This window comes from Massilia eurypsychrophila, from assembly GCF_002760655.1.
GTDB lineage: Bacteria > Pseudomonadota > Gammaproteobacteria > Burkholderiales > Burkholderiaceae_D > JAFCUW01.
The window spans coordinates 1-16,880 of sequence record NZ_PDOC01000039.1 but is presented as its reverse complement, the minus strand read 5'-3'; the positions used below and the strand labels follow the sequence as shown (position 1 = coordinate 16,880).

Genomic DNA, 16,880 nt, shown 5'->3' with positions numbered 1-16,880 from the left:
TCCAATTTTTAAGTGTGTGGTAATTGACGTTGATATCGTCCGCGACTGCCTGCACGCTCCTGCCGCCACGGGAGAATACCTTGACCAGTGCTTGTTCGACAAATGCTGGGGAATGCCTTGTTCTCATATCTGCCTCTATTTGGATAAAATCTGGAGGCGACAACTAGTCTGACACAGGGGGCTGGGCAGGTGCGACCTAATGTAGATGAGTCGTTGTGTTGACCAAGCCGTATCGCGGTATAAGGTGGGGATATTTTTTGCTTCCTCACGCGTTACCAGGATACGGATCCTTAGCCGAAGTTTTTCCGGGACTCGCGGGCATGCAGGATCCGACGCTCTGGTATCAGGCTTTGGGTTTTCTTACCGGATTCGCTTACCAGGCCGTCGTGGTCTTTTTCCTGCTAAGCGGTTGGCTGGTCGGCGGGAGCTTTCTCAACAAGCTGCATGAACCGGGGGCCATGACGTCCTACGCGGTGGACAGGATGACGCGCTTGTGGATCGTAATGATCCCTGCGTTTGTGCTGACCCTGGTGATCGGCGCCTATACAGGTGCCATCGACCCTGGCACGTTCAGCTACGCCGTAGCCAATGAGTATTCGGCAGCGTCGTTTCTCGGCAATCTGTACGGGCTGCAAGATGTCGTGCTACCGCGCTTCGGTGGCAACTTCCCGCTTTGGAGCTTGGCCAATGAAACGTGGTACTACGTGCTGTTCCCCCTCCTCGTCATTTCATTCACCGGCAGATCGACGTTTTCCCGCGTCGCTTCCGCAGCGGTCTGCCTGCTCGTCACCATGAACCTTACCGGCTCCATCGTGCTGTATTTCTCGCTCTGGCTGCTGGGCGCCGCTTTCGCGGATCGAGATCACCGCCTCTGCTGCGCAGCGCTGGACCGTTCTCTGCCTGCTGTTTATTGTCGCGGTCTATCTGCGGCTCAAGGGGATCAAGCAGATCAATGAAGCTTCCTTTGTTTCGTACCTCGTTGTCTCGCTGCCCTTCCTGCTGCTCCTGTCGAGCCTGCAGTTCAGGTCAGATCCGCAGCGAAGCACGATCAGGTTCATGCTCGCCTGCATTCTGGTCCTCTCGTGTCTTTTTCATCTGCCGTTTGAAGCACAAACGCATCGCGTGCGCAGTTCTATCAAGACAAAGATCATGGCCGCAAGCCACGCACGAACCGCGCCCGCCGGCGGTGCGCTGTGACAAGGCCGCGCGTTCGTTGCCACCGCGGCAAAACGCGTGCATGAAGCTGTCGGCAATTAGTCCCTTGATGACGTTACAAGTCGCGTCAGGCGCGGCGTAACGATCGGCAGTGACTTCTACCAAGGTCATCCTGGCCGCTTGTTTGCCGGCCCTACTTTTATCGAGGGTGCCGCCGCGGATCGCACCGGCACGCCGATTCCTCGGGACATGATGCGATTACCTGCGCAGCTTTCCCAACGGTGCTGCGCCACTTTTAGTCCCGGCGCGGCCGGCACAGCGCCGCCAGGCTACCGCCCACCTCTACTCCCATGCAACTCGCTTTCGTGCCGTGCCGTGAATGGCGGCCTGATCTGTCAGGCTACGCCAACTCCCCGCAGCCGGCCGTTACGGGCTGGAACGTACATGCTGGAAACAGTGACCGGTCAGCAAGGACTTACATTACAAACTTGTAATCTGGCGGAAGCCTCCTTGTCAGCAACGCTTGGGTACACTACGCATACCGTGATTCAACCGGCAATTTGCCGATCTAGGAAACCACATGCAATTGAACTTTCTTTGTCCACTTCTCGTTCTCGCCATTGCGCCGTCTGCGGCGCTGGCCCAAGCGCCGTCACACCCCGGTGCAACGGCAGCCCCTCCCCCAACCTCCCCGGTATACCAGTCGGCTTTTGCGGACTACAAACCGTACAAGGAGCCCGTGGTGCTGTCCTGGCGCGAGACCAACGACCAGGTGCGCGACTCAGGCGGAATGCAAGAACATGACATGGCAACCATGAAGTCGCAATCGGACGATCCGCATGCAGGCCACGACATGACGACGGGGGCAAAAGCAGGCGCCGGCATCGCCCCGATTGCGAAAAAAACCGGGCAGGACCGATCGGCGCATGCCGCAAAAAAGGCACCGGCCGGCGCCCCCCACGCTGGACACGACATGTCGAAGATGACGCCGGCAAAATCGGCGCCGGCCGCTCCGCCAACGACAGGCGTGCCCCTCACTGCGAAGCAGACTGACGCTGTCCAAGGTGGGAAGCAGGCGCAGGGGGGCGACCCGCACGCCGGGCACGACATGTCGAAGATGCCCCCGGCTCCCAAGATCGCCCCCTCTGGTGCCGACAAGGCGAACCACGGATCGTATAGCGCACGGCCGAACCAACCGCACAACAAGAAGGAGAAGGAATGACGCGCACAGCCCTGTTTCTAAAAACCACCGCCCTCGGCGCCGCGACGCTTGCGCTGGCAGGGTGCGCTTCCTTTTCGCCCGACGGCGGTTTCGACAGTGTCCAGACGCTCACCAAGGAGCGCATCGGCAAGGATACGCGTTGGGTGAAATCCGATGCAGACAAGGCCGGCGTTGCCGCGGCCATCGCCCCCTTGCTCGCCAAGCCGTTAACCGTTGACGACGCCGTCACGGTGGCGCTGATGAACAACCAGGGCTTGCAGGCGTCGTACTCAGAGCTGGGCATCAGCGAAGCAAACCTGGTACAGGCGGGACGGATCCGCAACCCAGTATTTTCGTTTGGCCGCCTGACGCGCGGCAGCGAGATCGAGATCGAGCGCAGCCTCATGCTTCCAGTGATGAGCTTGCTCACGATGCCGGTCGTTACCCGCATTGAGCGCAGATCGTTCGAGCAGGCCCAGCTCCGCGCGGCCGGGGATGCCTTGCGCGTGGCCGACGAAACCCGAAGGACTTATTTCTCGGCGGTGGCAGCCCAAGAGAGCGCGGTCTACATGGAACAGGTCAAGCTGGCGGCAGAAGCCGCCGCCGAGCTGGCCAGCAGGATGGCCGCCGCTGGCAACTTCAGCAAGCTCGATCATGCGCGTGAGCAAGCCTTTTATGCCGACGTTGTAGTGCAGCTGGCGCGTGCGCGCCAGACCAGCACCGAGCAGCGCGAGCGCCTTACCCGTCTGATGGGCCTCCCTGGCGCTCTGGCCGTCCAGTTGCCCAACCGCCTGCCAGAACTGCCAGCCGCCCCGCGCGAGGCGCTTGCGCTTGAGGCAGGGGCGATGCAGAACCGCTTGGATGTGATCATGGCGCGGCGAGAACTGTCGGGCCTGGCGAGCTCCCTCGGATTGACCAAAGCAACGCGCTTCGTCAACTTGCTCGATGTTAGCTATCTGCGCAATTCGTTTAACGAAAGTCCGACGCGCGAAAAAGGCTACGAGATTGAATTGCAGATTCCGCTGTTTGACTGGGGTGGAGCGCGTGTGGCGCGCGCCGAAGCCATGTACATGCAGGCCGTCCAGCGTGCCAGCGAAACGGCGGTCAATGCGCGTTCGGAAGTGCGCGAAGCGTATTCAGCCTACCGGACGACGTATGACGTCGCCCGCCATTACCGCGAGGAGATCGTGCCGCTGAAACAGCGCATATCCGCCGAGCAGCTGCTGCGCTACAACGGCATGCTGATCAGCGTGTTCGAATTGCTGGCCGATTCCAGAAGCCAGGTGTTGAGCGTGAACGCGTCCATTGAAGCGCAGCGCGACTTCTGGATGGCGGAGTCGGCTCTGCAGATGGCGCAGACCGGGCGCCCGGGCGCTCCCATTGGCAGCGGCAAAGCGCCAAGTGCCGTCGCTGAACCGGCCGAACATTAACGAGATATTTTGAAGGAATAGAGAATGGTTTCACGCAGAGATTTTTTTGGTGGCGCCGGCGCTGTAGCGCTGAGCGCCGGGCTGGTCAGCAGGGTGGGCGCCGCCTCGCTTCCCGAAGCGCCGGTGATGGACAAGGCAGCGACACAGCCCCCCTTGAGCCCGCCTAACGGTCGCCCCTACAATCCGGTTGTCACGCTCAATGGCTGGACGCTGCCCTGGCGCATGAATAACGGCGTCAAGGAATTTCACTTGGTAGCCGAACCGGTGGTACGCGAACTTGCCCCGGGGATGAAGGCACATTTGTGGGGCTACAACGGACAGTCGCCTGGCCCGACCATCGAGGTCGTCGAGGGCGACCGCGTGCGTCTGTTCGTGACCAACAAGCTGCCCGAGCACACCAGCATTCACTGGCATGGCCAGCGCCTGCCTGCGGGCATGGATGGCGTCACGGGGCTGACTCAGCCGGGCATCAAGCCGGGCAAGACGTTCGTGTACGAATTCATTGCCAAGCGGCCGGGGACGTTTATGTACCACCCGCATGCCGATGAGATGACGCAGATGGCGATGGGGATGATGGGTTTTTGGGTGACCCACCCAAAGGACGTCAACGCCCACCGCGTCGACCGCGATTTCTGCTTCCTGCTCAACGCCTATGACATCGAGCCTGGCAGCGCGACCCCGAAGACCGCAACCATGACCGATTTTAATCTGTGGACATTTAACAGCCGGGTATTCCCGGGCATCGATTCGATGGTTTGCGGCCTGAACGATCGAGTTCGCATCCGCATCGGGAACTTGTCGATGACTAATCATCCCATACACCTGCACGGGCACGAGTTTGTCGTCGCCGGCACGGATGGCGGCTGGACGAACCCGGCCTCGCGCTGGCCCGAGGTGACAACCGACGTCGGCGTGGGCCAGATGCGCGCGATCGAGTTCGATGCCACCGAACCGGGTGACTGGGCGTTCCACTGCCATAAGTCCCACCACACGATGAACGCGATGGGACATGACGTTCCCACGCTGATCGGGGTCGACCACCGCGGCATCGCCGAAAAGATCAGCAAGCTTGTTCCCGACTATATGGTCATGGGCGACAAGGGCGGCTCGATGGGCGACATGGAAATGCCGCTGCCGGAGAACACGCTACCCATGATGACTGGCACGGGTCCTTTCGGTGGAATGGAAATGGGCGGTATGTTCACGACCGTGAAAGTGCGCAAGGGGCAGGCGCGGGGCAACTACAAGGATCCGGGCTGGTACGAGCATCCGGCGGGAACGGTGGCGTATGAATGGCAAGGCGGCGCAGCTGCCCTGCCCGCTGCCCAACAGTCGCCGGGTATGGCCGCTGCCGCGCCTAAACCTGGTGAGAAAGTTTTGAAAGTCCGCAAGGGAAGCGGCCACGGGTCCCACTAGCACCACAATCGATTTAGTGCCGCAAGCTTTTACACGAGAGACAACATGATGAACCATATCTTAATCGCTGCAGCCACGATGGCGTTGATAAGCGGCGCTGCGGCGCACGACGGCGAGCATCCCGCAGCAGCATCGGAGGCGTCGCCCGCCAAGCATCAGGTCGACAAGAGCGCTTCCCCCGCGCATGACCCGGCAACGGCGGGCCATTCGCACGGGGCGCCAGTCGGTATTCCCGGAAAGTTCGCGGATGCCAAGCGCACCGTAAAAGTGGATATGACGGACGCGATGCGTTTCAACCCGTCCTCCATCAAAGTAAGCCGAGGTGAAACCGTGCGCTTCGTTGTGACCAATTCCGGCAAGCTCAAGCATGAAATGGTGTTGGGCTCGATGAGCGAACTGAAAAAGCATGCGGACATGATGCGCAAGAACCCGGAGATGGAACATGCGGAGGAGAACATGGTGTCGGTCGAGTCGGGCAAGTCGGGCGAGCTGATCTGGAAGTTTTCCTCCTCGGGCAATGTCGACTTCGCCTGCCTGCAGCCCGGCCACTTCGAAGCCGGCATGCAGGGCAAGGTTGCAGTGAAGTGAACGTCGTGCCGAATGAATTCTTAATATCCGTATGCCATACGCAATCGAAAAAGGAGTCACTATGAAAAATATCTCGAAAATTCTGATCAGCCTGATCGTCGCAGCGGGCATTCCCGCGCTGGCCACCGCGGCCGGCCACGATCACGCGACGACCGCCGCAGCCACCAAAACCACCAGCACCACTGTCGTTCAGCCGCAATCGGACGGCGAGATCAAGAAAGTTGACAAGGACGCCGGCAAGATCACAGTGAAACACGGCCCGCTCGCCAACCTCGACATGCCGGCCATGACAATGGTGTTCAAGGTCAAGGACCCTGCCATGCTGGAGCAAGTGAAAGCCGGCGACAAGGTAAAGTTTACTGTCGAAAAGATTAACGGCGCGTTCACGATCACCGCGCTACAGGCCGCAACGTAGAAAGCACGCCGGCGCGGCAAACCAGCCGCGCCGTTGTCAGCTACCAACCGGAAAGTATCGACATGACACATGATTCCGGGATATCTCACGCATGCAGGCAATACTTATCAGGAGCTCACCATGATCACAACTATCAGTCGCCGCATTCTTGCAACCACCGCGGTTAAACTGGCACTTTCAGCCGCCGTGGCCGCAGGCGCTCTCGCCGTTGCTGCGCCCGCCCTTGCGCAGAGCGAGGGACACGCTCAGCACGACATGAGCAAACCTGCACACGCTGCCGGAAAGACATCGACGGACATGCATGCATCGATGGATGAAATGCACAAGAAAATGAAGGGCATGCCCATGACCGGCAACCAGGACATGGATTTCGCGATGATGATGGTGGGCCACCATCAAGGGGCCATCGACATGGCGCAAGCCCAGATCGACCATGGCAAGGATAAGCAAATGATCAGCGCAGCAAAGAAAATTATTACCGCGCAGAAGAAGGAAATTGCTATGTTCGAAGCGTGGATGAAGAAGCGCCCGCATTCGACAAAGTAGCAATGCGGCAGGGGCCGGCGCCTGCGACGGACGAGCAGCGCGCCAACGCCTCAGGCGGGAAATGTCAGGCAAAACGTCGTCAGGCCGCCCTGTGAATGTGCGGCCACGTCGCCGCCGTGGGCGCGAACGATGGACCTGGTAATCGCCAGCCCGAGGCCAGCGCCGTCGCTTTGCCGTTTCCGCGCGAAGTCGACCCGATAGAAACGGTCGAACAGGCGCGGAAGATGTTCGGCGGCGACGCCCTCCCCCGCGTTTTCAACCTGCAGCTCGGCGCCGGCTTCCCCACGCTGAGTGATCCGGACGGTAATCGTTCCGCCCGGCGGCGTGTGCCGTACCGCGTTCGACACCAAGTTGTTGATTGCACGGCGGATCATCAGGCGGTCGCCAGAAATAGATCCCTGGCCCACAAGCGCGACGGCAATGCCCTTTTCTTCCGCGAGCGCCTCGTAGAACTCCAGAACGCTGCTGACCTCGTCGGCCAAGCTGACCGGCTCGCGGTTGGGAACCACCAGGTCGTTTTCGGATTTTGCCAGAAACAGCATGTCGGACACAATGCGCGAGAGGCGCTCGAATTCCTCGGCATTAGAAGCAAGGATGTCGCGGTACTGCTCGACGGTGCGCGACTTCGATAGCGTCACCTGCGTTTGCGTGAGCAGGTTGCTCACCGGGGTGCGCAGCTCGTGCGCAAGGTCCGACGAAAAATTTGAAAGACGCCGGAACGAGTCTTCCAGGCGCGAGAGCATGCCGTTCAGGGTGTCGGCCAGTTCGGCAAGTTCCGCCGGCACCGCATCTGCCGACAGCCGTGCGTCGAGGCGGCGCGCCGTGATGGCGCCGGCTTCGCGGCCCATGGCGCGCAGCGGCGCCAAACCGCGCCGGGCCGCGCCCCACCCGAGTAAGCCGGTGAGCACCGCGCCCAGCGCCACCACGCTCCACAGCGTGCGCTGGAAGCCTTCCATGAAGTGCTCGTGGTGCCCGACATCGGTAGCGACTGCGATCGTTGCCGCTGGGGCGCCGGGGATGCCAGTAGCGGCAAGCTTGGCGATGCCGCGGACCGAGTAATGCGGCGACTTGCGCCATACGGTGCTGCCGGCCACTTTCGAAGCGGCTCCGCGCAGCACGTTTTCTGGAAAATTCGCTCCCTTGGTCAAGAACAAAACCGTACCGTCCGGGGCGGTGACCATGATGTCCAAACTGTGGTGTCCGACAAGGGAATCGGACAGTTGCGCCGGCAGCCGGGAAAGCTCGTCTTGCGAGCGCACCTTTTCAAGAGCATGTGCAACTAGTTCGAGTTTGCCGTTTAGTATGGCCAAATCCTGCTGCTCAAAATGCTGCTCCACCGATGTGGCGACCAGATAGCCCAGGAGGAGCAGAACAGCAGTCGACGCGGCGGCGAACAGGACGGTGAGTCGGCCAGTGAGCGAAGTGCCACCGCTTAAGCTTAGTCGCACGGATCGGCCTCGAGAACATACCCCATGCTACGCACGGTGTGGATCAGCTTAGGCTCGAACCCTTCATCGACCTTGGCCCGCAGGCGGCGTATCGCAACTTCGATGACATTGGTGTCGCTGTCAAAGTTCATGTCCCACACTTGCGAGGCGATGAGCGAACGCGGAAGGACTTCCCCCTGGCGCCGCAACAGCAGCTCGAGCAACGCGAACTCCTTGGCTGTCAAGTCGATACGCTTGCCACCGCGCAGGACACGGCGCCGGATCAAGTCCAGTTCGAGGTCGGCCGCTTGCAGGAATGCGGCCTCCTTTACCTTGCTACCACGACGCAGCAAGGTACGGACGCGGGCCAGTAACTCGGAAAACGCGAACGGCTTGACGAGATAGTCGTCCGCCCCCTCCTCCAGGCCGCGAACGCGATCCTCGACTTGGTCGCGCGCGGTGAGGAACAGGACCGGCACGTCCTTGCCCGCCTTGCGCACCGCGGCCAGCACCGACCAGCCGTCAAGGCCGGGCAGCATGACGTCCAGGATTAGCAAGTCGTAAGCTTCCGTCAGGGCGTAATGCAGCCCATTCGTTCCGTCGCGCACAAGGTCAACGACGAATCCCGCCTCGACCAAACCCTGTTTCAGGTAGTCGCCGGTCTTGACCTCGTCTTCCACAATCAGAATCTTCATGCTTCTCCCCATTCCAGCCGACATTTTGCGCCGAACTGGCTGCGGCGACGATAAATAACGAAAATGTAATCGCACCGCCAGATTCCCACGATGCGGGCTTAGTGCTCTCTTCATGATTAACGCCGCGGGGCAGAGCGCTCCTTCCGCCCCGCACCCGCTTGAGGTTTATCAGGCCGTCTCCCCGCAGCCATTTGACTATGGGTGTGCACGACGCATACCCGAACGTTTGACTTGACTGGAGAAAACCATAAATAATCACAAGCTGAAGAAGAAAAGCTCAATTCTGGCCGCCCTCGCTTTAAGCGCCTTGATGATGCCGTTGAGCGCAACGGCCGACGAGCCAGGCCGGGGCTTGACGCCCAATATGAACAGGATTTTCTGCGCATGATCATCAACCATCACTACTGCGCTCTGCGCATCACCGAGCTGGCGGCGGGAACAGACGTCCACCGCGACCCGCAGACCACGTCCGCGCAGGGAACAAGCCCGACGCCGTGCACCGCCAGCACCCCGGCCAAGTCGCGCATGGACGATGTCAAGTCGCTGGCGCGGCGCAACAACCGGATGCAGCGCGAAGAGATCATGATGGCCCAGGATTTTCTGCGCAAATGGTACGACGTCACTCATCAGCCGCAGCTCGATGAAGAAGGTCGCAGCATGATTTACGCGCTCGAACGCGCTCCTGCCGGACCGCAGTTTGATCGCAAGTTCCTCGAAGTATTCAGCCGGCACCACTACATGGCCTTGACGCCTTCAATGACCTGCGTTGTAGCGAGCGACATCCGGCACGAAGAGCTGCAGGGCTACTGTAGAGGCATGGTACAGGCCCAGCTCGCCGATATTGAAGAAATGCGCCACATGCTGGCCGCCACGTTCAACATCGCCGACTACCAGCCGATTCGTGGCGTGCGCGGGTTACACACCGGAAGCGAGCGCGAGGGCGCCCATTGATGCACCCGTTCCACGAGCTCATCAGGGCGACGAGGCACTGTTGCCTCGTCGCTTTTCCAAGCATGGCGAGGAAGATACCCTCGTTAACGTCAGCCTGCCGAACGCCGCAAGCGCAGTGCGTTGGTGATCACCGACACTGAGCTCAGACTCATTGCCAGCGCAGCGATCACCGGCGACAGCAGCTGTCCGGTAAAGGGATACAGAAGCCCGGCGGCCAGCGGAATGCCCAGTGCGTTGTAAATGAAGGCAAAGCCGAGGTTCTGGCGCATATTGCGCACCGTGTCGAGAGACAGAGTGCGGGCCCGCGCGATTGCCAGCAAGTCCCCTTTGACCAGCGTCAGGTGCGCGCTATTGATCGCAACGTCGGTGCCGGTGCCCATTGCAATACCGACGTCAGCCTTTGCCAGCGCCGGTGCGTCGTTGATGCCGTCGCCGGCCATTGCCACAACTTTCCCCGCCTGCTGCAGGCGCTCGACGAGCGCGAGCTTGTCGCGTGGCTTGACCTCGCCGTACACCTCGGTAATGCCGAGGCGCTTGGCGACAGCATTGGCCGTCGTTTCGCCGTCGCCGGTGGCCATGATCACCAACAGACCCGCGTCCCTCAGCGCATTCAAGGCCGCCAGGCTGCTCGCCTTGATCGGATCGGACACCGCAATGATGCCCACCAAATGGCGATTTGCGGCCAGGTACATGACGCTCGCACCTTGCCCACGCAGATCCTCAGCCTGCAAGGCAAGGCTCGACCAGTCGATCTTTTCCTCGTCCATCAGGGCGGTATTGCCAAGCGCAATATGTTGGCCGCCAAGTTCGCCGCGCACGCCGATGCCGCTGGACGATTCGAAGCTCGCAGGCTTCTCAAGCACAAGGTTGTTCTTGACCGCCTGGTCGACGATGGCCCGCGCAAGCGGGTGCTCGCTGCCCTGATCGATGCTGGCCGCCATGCGCAGCACATCGGCGTCGGTAAAGCCCGGCATGGCGACGACGCGGTCAAAGACGGGTCGGCCTTCGGTCAGCGTGCCGGTCTTGTCCACGATCAGCGTGTCTACCTTGCGCAAGCCCTCGATCGCGGCGGCATCCCGAAACAGGATGCCCTGCGTGGCGGCTCTGCCCGTCGCTGCCATGATGGACATGGGCGTGGCCAGTCCAAGCGCGCACGGGCAGGCAATGATCAGGACGGCGACGGCGTTGACGAAGCCGTACACCCAGCTCGGCTGCGGGCCGAAGACGCCCCAGGCAAGCAGGGTCAGCACCGCAATGGCGATTACTACCATCACGAAATATCCCGCGACGACGTCAGCGAGGCGTTGCATTGGCGCGCGGGAGCGCTGCGCCTGCGCTACCATTTGCACGATCTGGGACAACATGGTCTGCGCGCCGACTTTGTCGGCACGAACGATGAGACTTCCGCTGGTGTTTAGTGTCGCTCCAATGACCTTGTCCCCCGATCGCTTCGTCACCGGCATCGGTTCGCCGGTCAGCATCGACTCATCGACAGCGCTCTGCCCTTCCGTGACCGTGCCGTCCACCGGCACTTTTTCGCCCGGCCGCACGCGCAGCGCGTCGCCGATATGAATATGCGTTAGCGGTACGTCTTCTTCGCTGCCGTCGGGCAGAATCCGGCGTGCCGTCTTCGGTGCCAGCCCCATCAGCAATTTGATCGCGGCCGACGTTTGCGAACGAGCGCGCAGCTCCAGGATCTGCCCCAGCAGCGTGAGCGACACGATGACTGCGGCCGCTTCGTAATACACGCCGATCCGTCCGGCATGCGTGGCGAAGGTTGGCGGAAACAGTTCGGGGGCAAATGTGGCGACGACGCTGTAGCCATACGCCGCCCCCACGCCCGAACCAATCAAAGTCCACATGTTGGGACTGCGATGACGTATCGACTGGGCGAAGCGCACGAAGAATGGCCATCCAGCCCACAGCACCACCGGTGTACTCAGGCCCAGCTCTATCCAGTTCTGGTACCGCAGCCCGCCTGGAAATACAATGTGACCGAACATCGCCAGTGCAAACACGGCGACCGACAGGGGCAGCGTCCACCAGAAACGCAGGCGGAAATCGCGCAACTCCGGGTTTTCCTCCTCGTCCAACGACGGCATCAGCGGCTCGAGCCCCATGCCGCAGATTGGACAGTTGCCGGGCGCCGGCCGGCGGATTTCCGGATGCATCGGGCATGTATAAATTGTGCGCCCTGCGGCGGCCGACGGCGGCCCTTCTACCAGGGGTTGCAGGTAGGTGGCGGGGCTAGCGCGGAATTTGTCCCCGCACTTTGGGCTGCAAAAGTAATAATCGCGCCCATCATGCTGGACGTGATCTTCCGAAATGACGGAAACCGCCATGCCGCATACAGGGTCGCGCAGGTCGGTCGTCGGCTCCGCCCCCACGCCGTGATGGTGCTTTCCGTGCAATGTGCTTTCCATACATTCCTCCTAAGTGCGACCTGCAACAGCGGATGACGGCTTCACCATTGGACCGTTCGAATGCAACGGATTCACCTCCGGGTGAATTATTTAGCCTTGCGCGAGGACCAATGCACATGCGTGATCACCCATCGGTCCCCAGTCTTTTCCAGGACGGCAGTTTCTGTCCCAAAGGAATGGACTGGCTTGCCGCCGGAGGTGCCGGTCGTTTCCGTTTCCTCCCAGATGATCGCGGTATTGCCTTCCAGCTTTTCGGAATGCCTAAGAACCTTGCGCATTGACGTCTTCGCAAAAGCGATATCGCCGCCCAGATGGTGGTGCGCATACTCGTCCCTGGATGCTTCGACGTAGCCGGACTCATAAATGGCCACCTTCGGGGCCAGCATCGCGAGAGCGGCCTCCTTGTCGCCCCTCGCCAGCGCGGCGTGGAAAGCGGCAAGGGACGCGTTGGCGTCACCGACCGCAGGCGCGGCGAAAGCATGCGTGGATACGACGGCCAGTAAGATTGACAATACAAAACTTTTTTTCATTTTCTTTTCTCTTCAAATGGGTTTGGGTTCTAAGGAACGGCTAAGCGGCAGCGCGAGGCGGAGTCGCGCTTAGAATGGCGGCGGCAACCAGCACCGCGAGCAACACGACCGCTTCAATCCGCAAAATGAGTCTGAAACGGCGGAGACGCTGCGCGGCCCGGCCATCCGGCGCGCGCCAGCCGGCAAGAAGCGAGGGCATCACGATAAAACGGTTGAAGCCTCCCAGCAAAGCGGCAAGCGCCACCAGGGCTAATTTGTACAGCAGTACAATGCTATAGGAATCTCCGGTCAAGCCAGCGACACCGCCAAGGTTGTGCCAGGCGCTGAACAGACCCGTGGCAAATATGCCGGCAAGCGCGAATGTGGCCGACGACGACAGGTTTTCGACGTAGCGCGCAGCTTCAGCACGCTCGGCCGCGGTTTCGGCGATGGCACCGCTTAGCGTTACAAAACCGGCGACAAAGACTTCGCCGACCCAGACGCAAACGAGGCACAAATGCATCCAGTCCGCGACAATCGCCACGCTCAGATCGCCGTCCGCCGCCGCGTGGCTCACCGTGCTGCGCGTGTAGAGCGCGACAGTAAGGACCAGCAAATTTACTGACGCTACGGCGCGCAGCCACTGCCCTGTTGACGGAATGACCGACGCCAGCGCGGCGGCGAGCAGCGCTCCCATGCCTACTGTCCAGGCCAGCCCGAAATGGCTCTCGGCGAGCATCGCGCCCATCGCCTCGCCGGCCGCGGCGACCGGCACCTCGGCCATGGAAGCGGAAACAAACGGGAGCAGCGAACCCAAGGCCGCGATCGCTGCTGCCGCTGCGCCGATGCGCACCGGCCGCACACGGCGCAGCTGCGCGGCGGACCAGGTGGTCGTTCCGTTCGCCAGCCACAGCGCAGCCAAAACGGCGCCGACCGCCACCGCCAGCGACAGGTTGAGCGCGACGGTGGCGCTGTAAATCGCCATTTGCACGTCGAAGAGCATGTTATTTGACATTGAAGCGGTATTCCCCCTTCACCTTGTGACTGTCGCGGGTCATGGTTGACCAACGCACGAGGTATTGTCCGGCGCGAAGCACAGGCAGCTGGGCGGACACCGTCTTGGCATCGGCCTTGTCGACAACCGCTTTCGGCAGTTTAATGGTGACGTTTTTGGCATCGAGCAAGACGATTTTGGTGAAGGCCGGTTCGAGCGTATCGCTGAAGTGAAGTCTGATTTCTTTGGGCGGCTCGTTCAGTTCGCTGTCCGCCTTCGGTTCCGCGGTTTCCACTTTGGTGTGGGCGTGCGACCAGCTGGTGACCAGACTACCGATCGCCAGGCTGAGGACGAGAACGAGCTTCTTTGTGGTCATAGTGTTCGTTGTGGTCATAGTGATGTCGTTTTGTTTGTTGGTTTAATAGTTCGTAATCTTGAAGCTTTCCGTCAGAGTAACGTCAAGCCGCCACTTGCTACTCATACAAGACAGTCTGAAACTGTAACCGTATACCTGGGATGCAGAAACTACGGGTGCGCCGGGCGCTTAGAGAATAAGTATTTGGCCGAAGTAATTTGATAGCAGCGTGTGGCGCCGGCCAGTTGAAAAGCTAGCGGAGAAAGAGCGTTTATAGAATGAACTGCCAATAGTAACGCTTCGCAAGCGCGTCATCATTTCCAGCGGCATGCAGTACGGATAAAAAGACGTTAATTACAAAAAAGTAATGTTCGCGTCACGTACCTGTTATCAAAGCGCCGGACGCGTCGTAAACTTGTCCGATATTCATCATCTTCCCCATGGTATCGACTAACCCGAAGCACAAACGTTCCAAGGTTGCAAGGTCAAGCTGTTGTGCGAATCCGCCAGGGCGCCGACAGCGTCTCCAAGTACCTTCAATATGAAAGTGCTACACTCTAGCCAGCCATCGGATTTTCCATGTTGTGTTTGTCTTGTTACCAGCTTTATGCGGCGCTCCTTCTCATTACTGTTTCGTAACATCGCGATGATTTTGGTCATGACCATTCCCAGCGCTGGCGTGGCTATGGCGTCATACGTTTGCCCCGCGCCGGCATCGGCAGAGATGAGTGCGCAACTGATGGGTGGCATGCCGTGTGCTGGTATGGACAGCGAACAACCGGCTCATTGTGCCGAGATGTCTGCCGACACCCAAGCATCGCTTGAGCTTCATCACTCCCCTCACCCAGTAGCGCCGTTTTCGCTCGGGGTTTTAGTCCTGGTCACATTGCCTATCCACGGCGCGGCCGCGCTCCAATTTTGGCCAGGCGGCAGTCTCGAGGCTGGACCGGCGCCACCATATCTTCGAACGCTTCGTATTCAAGTCTGATTTCCTCCGTTTGCTTACCGCCCGGCTAGCATCTGCTACCGGCGCTCGTTCTCAATCGCGGAGGATTTTATGTTTTCTATTTTCACGTCACATGCAAGCGTGTCGGGCATGCCCGTGCGGAAGCGCCACGGTACACTGCTGGCCCTGCTCCTTCTTACCTCTGGACTAGTTGCGGCCGGCCCAACCCAACTCTCTTTCGACGAGGCGCTTCGTCTCGCTAGCGCGGCTTCCGCCGCTGCTAAAGCCTCGAGCGCCGCGGTCGCCGCCAGTTCTGAGGCTGCTGCAAAAGCCGGGCAACTCCCAGATCCAATGCTCAAGTTGGGGATGGACAACCTACCCGTCTCAGGTCCGGACAAATTTCGCCCAAACGCTGACTTCATGACGATGCGCCGGGTTGGCATCGAACAGCAATGGGTGTCCAAGAATAAACGCTTGGCGCGATCCGAACGAGCTCAGCGCGCAGTCGAGGCTAGCGAGGGTTCATACCTGGAAACCGTCGCCACTGTGCGCGAAGCGACCGGAAAAGCCTGGCTGACCGTTCTCTACAAACAACGAGCGCTAGCGCTAGCGCAGTCAATCGGTCGCGCGATGGAGCAAGACCTTGAAACCCTTAAAGCGTCATTTCGCGGCGCGAAGGTAGCAGCCACCGATGTGCTGCAGGCGAAAGCAGAATTGTTCCAGAGCGGAGACGCCATCAACGCGGCCGAGCAGGAACTTGAAATTGCGCGGACCCCCTGTGCCAATATAACTTGAGACACCTGCCCAACTAATTTAGAGTACAGCGGCAGGATCCAATTATGCACAACCGAAAGCAGCAAATTTCAAATATTACAGACGCCCGTCCTGACCCTGAGGTGGTGCCAACGGCCAAACGCCGCAGCTTTTCCAAAGCCGAGAAACTGCGCATCCTCGCAGCTGCCGACGCCTGCATGGCGCCCGGCGACATCGGTGCCCTGCTGCGCCGTGAGGGGATCTACTCGTCGCACCTGGCCACTTGGCGCAAGCAGCGTCAGCGCGCCGGCGAGGCCCGACTGGTCGAAGGCAAGCGTGGTCCGAAGGTGAATCCCGCAGCGGCACAGGATCGCCTGGTTCTTCAATTGCAGACCGAGGTCGAGCGTCTGCGCAACAAGCTCGCCAAGGCCGATTTGATCATTGACGTCCAAAAAAAACTTTCCATCCTGCTGGGACTGAGCACGTCGGACACCACCGGCGGGCCGAAGTGATGAGTGCCGTCATGAGCTTGGCCGACGAGGTTGGTGTAGCAGCGGCATGCCGTGCATTGCGCATGCCGCGCAGCGCCCTGTATCGCGACCGTGCAGCACGCCATGTCTGCCAGCTACCAGCCCCGGTTGCAGCGCTGCGGCGGCGCCCGCCATTGGCGCTGTCCGAGCATGAACAGCGTGTCGTCCTCGACGTGCTCAATAGCCCGCGCTTCGTCAACTGCGCACCTGCAGCGATCTATGCCCAGCTGCTCGATGAGGGCAGCTACATTGCCTCGGTGCGCACGATGTATCGCCTGCTGCAAGGCTGTGCCGCTGTGCGCGAACGGCGCAATCAGCTGCGCCATCCCGAGTACGCCAAGCCGGAGCTTCTGGCCGTCACACCCAACCAGGTGTGGAGCTGGGACATCACGAAACTGAAAGGTCCGGTTCGGGGCACGTGCTTCCATCTCTACGTCATCCTCGACATCTTCAGCCGCTATGTCGTGGGCTGGATGGTGGCCGAAAAAGAGAGCGCAGAACTGGCCGAGCAACTGATTGCCGACAGCGCCATGAAGGAGAACATCA

The 16,880-nt window shown here is 60.4% G+C and carries 21 protein-coding genes; 11 read left to right on the top strand and 10 right to left on the bottom strand.

Annotated elements, in window-relative coordinates; translation table 11 throughout:
• Positions 1 to 127: transposase (locus CR105_RS29535; protein ID WP_370660705.1), on the bottom strand; the 127-nt coding region annotated here is incomplete at its 3' end.
• 193 nt (positions 128 to 320) lie between these two features.
• Here CR105_RS29535 and CR105_RS26350 point away from each other — a divergent pair.
• Positions 321 to 956, top strand: coding sequence for an acyltransferase family protein (locus tag CR105_RS26350; protein ID WP_099793819.1), 636 nt, complete (start codon positions 321 to 323; stop codon positions 954 to 956).
• Between the two features lie 70 nt (positions 957 to 1,026).
• Here CR105_RS26350 and CR105_RS28070 read toward each other — a convergent pair whose 3' ends face one another.
• A complete protein-coding gene (locus CR105_RS28070; RefSeq protein ID WP_131021842.1) occupies positions 1,027 to 1,326 on the bottom strand; it encodes a hypothetical protein in 300 nt (99 codons plus the stop codon).
• A 409-nt stretch (positions 1,327 to 1,735) separates the two neighbouring features.
• Between CR105_RS28070 and CR105_RS26345 the strand changes: the two genes are divergently transcribed.
• The 6 genes from CR105_RS26345 (at position 1,736) to CR105_RS26320 (ending at position 6,751) form a co-directional block, all read left to right on the top strand.
• Entirely contained in the window at positions 1,736 to 2,377 is a 642-nt protein-coding gene (locus CR105_RS26345; protein WP_099793817.1) for a hypothetical protein, read from the top strand.
• Positions 2,374 to 3,786: a TolC family protein gene (locus CR105_RS26340; RefSeq protein ID WP_099793815.1), complete on the top strand. Its 1,413-nt coding sequence runs from the start codon at positions 2,374 to 2,376 to the stop codon at positions 3,784 to 3,786. The genes CR105_RS26345 and CR105_RS26340 overlap by 4 nt, the downstream gene beginning before the upstream one ends.
• Positions 3,787 to 3,810: 24 nt before the next feature.
• Positions 3,811 to 5,202: a multicopper oxidase family protein gene (locus tag CR105_RS26335; protein WP_099793813.1), complete on the top strand. Its 1,392-nt coding sequence runs from the start codon at positions 3,811 to 3,813 to the stop codon at positions 5,200 to 5,202.
• Positions 5,203 to 5,247: 45 nt separating this feature from the next.
• The gene (locus CR105_RS26330) at positions 5,248 to 5,790 is read left to right on the top strand and encodes a cupredoxin domain-containing protein (RefSeq protein ID WP_229414137.1); all 543 of its coding nucleotides are present in this window, start codon (positions 5,248 to 5,250) and stop codon (positions 5,788 to 5,790) included.
• A 61-nt stretch (positions 5,791 to 5,851) separates the two neighbouring features.
• Positions 5,852 to 6,205 carry a copper-binding protein gene (locus tag CR105_RS26325; RefSeq protein WP_099793809.1) on the top strand — a complete coding sequence of 118 codons (354 nt, stop codon included), beginning with the start codon at positions 5,852 to 5,854 and terminating at the stop codon, positions 6,203 to 6,205.
• Positions 6,206 to 6,325: 120 nt separating this feature from the next.
• Positions 6,326 to 6,751, top strand: a complete 426-nt coding sequence (locus CR105_RS26320) for a DUF305 domain-containing protein (RefSeq protein WP_180288317.1) — start codon at positions 6,326 to 6,328, stop codon at positions 6,749 to 6,751.
• Positions 6,752 to 6,801: 50 nt separating this feature from the next.
• Here the strand turns inward: CR105_RS26320 and CR105_RS26315 are convergent, their stop codons facing one another.
• From CR105_RS26315 to CR105_RS28570, 3 genes are all read right to left on the bottom strand, one after another.
• Positions 6,802 to 8,199: a heavy metal sensor histidine kinase gene (locus tag CR105_RS26315; RefSeq protein WP_099793805.1), complete on the bottom strand. Its 1,398-nt coding sequence runs from the start codon at positions 8,197 to 8,199 to the stop codon at positions 6,802 to 6,804.
• Positions 8,190 to 8,873: a heavy metal response regulator transcription factor gene (locus tag CR105_RS26310; RefSeq protein WP_099793803.1), complete on the bottom strand. Its 684-nt coding sequence runs from the start codon at positions 8,871 to 8,873 to the stop codon at positions 8,190 to 8,192. The genes CR105_RS26315 and CR105_RS26310 overlap by 10 nt, the downstream gene beginning before the upstream one ends.
• A 255-nt stretch (positions 8,874 to 9,128) precedes the next feature.
• Positions 9,129 to 9,272, bottom strand: a complete 144-nt coding sequence (locus CR105_RS28570; protein ID WP_180288316.1) for a hypothetical protein — start codon at positions 9,270 to 9,272, stop codon at positions 9,129 to 9,131.
• Between CR105_RS28570 and CR105_RS26305 the strand changes: the two genes are divergently transcribed.
• Positions 9,258 to 9,824: a DUF305 domain-containing protein gene (locus tag CR105_RS26305; protein WP_099793801.1), complete on the top strand. Its 567-nt coding sequence runs from the start codon at positions 9,258 to 9,260 to the stop codon at positions 9,822 to 9,824. The two genes, CR105_RS28570 and CR105_RS26305, sit on opposite strands and share 15 nt — an antisense overlap.
• An 89-nt stretch (positions 9,825 to 9,913) precedes the next feature.
• Here the strand turns inward: CR105_RS26305 and CR105_RS26300 are convergent, their stop codons facing one another.
• The 5 genes from CR105_RS26300 to CR105_RS28565 all read right to left on the bottom strand — a co-directional run bounded on the left by CR105_RS26300 (position 9,914) and on the right by CR105_RS28565 (position 14,765).
• A complete protein-coding gene (locus CR105_RS26300) occupies positions 9,914 to 12,247 on the bottom strand; it encodes a heavy metal translocating P-type ATPase (protein ID WP_099793799.1) in 2,334 nt (777 codons plus the stop codon).
• Between the two features lie 86 nt (positions 12,248 to 12,333).
• Positions 12,334 to 12,777 (bottom strand): YybH family protein, encoded by a 444-nt coding sequence (locus tag CR105_RS26295; protein WP_099793797.1) that lies wholly within the window; start codon positions 12,775 to 12,777, stop codon positions 12,334 to 12,336.
• A gap of 40 nt (positions 12,778 to 12,817) precedes the next feature.
• Positions 12,818 to 13,759 carry a CopD family protein gene (locus CR105_RS26290; protein WP_180288315.1) on the bottom strand — a complete coding sequence of 314 codons (942 nt, stop codon included), beginning with the start codon at positions 13,757 to 13,759 and terminating at the stop codon, positions 12,818 to 12,820.
• A gap of 1 nt (position 13,760) precedes the next feature.
• On the bottom strand, positions 13,761 to 14,144 hold the full coding sequence (locus CR105_RS26285; protein ID WP_099793793.1) for a copper resistance CopC family protein: 384 nt from the start codon (positions 14,142 to 14,144) through the stop codon (positions 13,761 to 13,763).
• 411 nt (positions 14,145 to 14,555) lie between these two features.
• Complete coding sequence (locus CR105_RS28565) at positions 14,556 to 14,765, bottom strand: hypothetical protein (RefSeq protein ID WP_180288314.1); 210 nt, start codon at positions 14,763 to 14,765, stop codon at positions 14,556 to 14,558.
• A gap of 397 nt (positions 14,766 to 15,162) precedes the next feature.
• Here CR105_RS28565 and CR105_RS26275 point away from each other — a divergent pair, with 397 nt between their 5' ends.
• The 3 genes from CR105_RS26275 to CR105_RS26265 all read left to right on the top strand — a co-directional run.
• Positions 15,163 to 15,846: a TolC family protein gene (locus CR105_RS26275; protein ID WP_099793789.1), complete on the top strand. Its 684-nt coding sequence runs from the start codon at positions 15,163 to 15,165 to the stop codon at positions 15,844 to 15,846.
• A gap of 44 nt (positions 15,847 to 15,890) precedes the next feature.
• On the top strand, positions 15,891 to 16,316 hold the full coding sequence (locus CR105_RS26270; protein ID WP_229414136.1) for a helix-turn-helix domain-containing protein: 426 nt from the start codon (positions 15,891 to 15,893) through the stop codon (positions 16,314 to 16,316).
• Positions 16,317 to 16,327: 11 nt separating this feature from the next.
• A partial coding sequence (locus tag CR105_RS26265) for a DDE-type integrase/transposase/recombinase (protein ID WP_180288313.1) occupies positions 16,328 to 16,880 on the top strand: 553 nt, incomplete at its 3' end.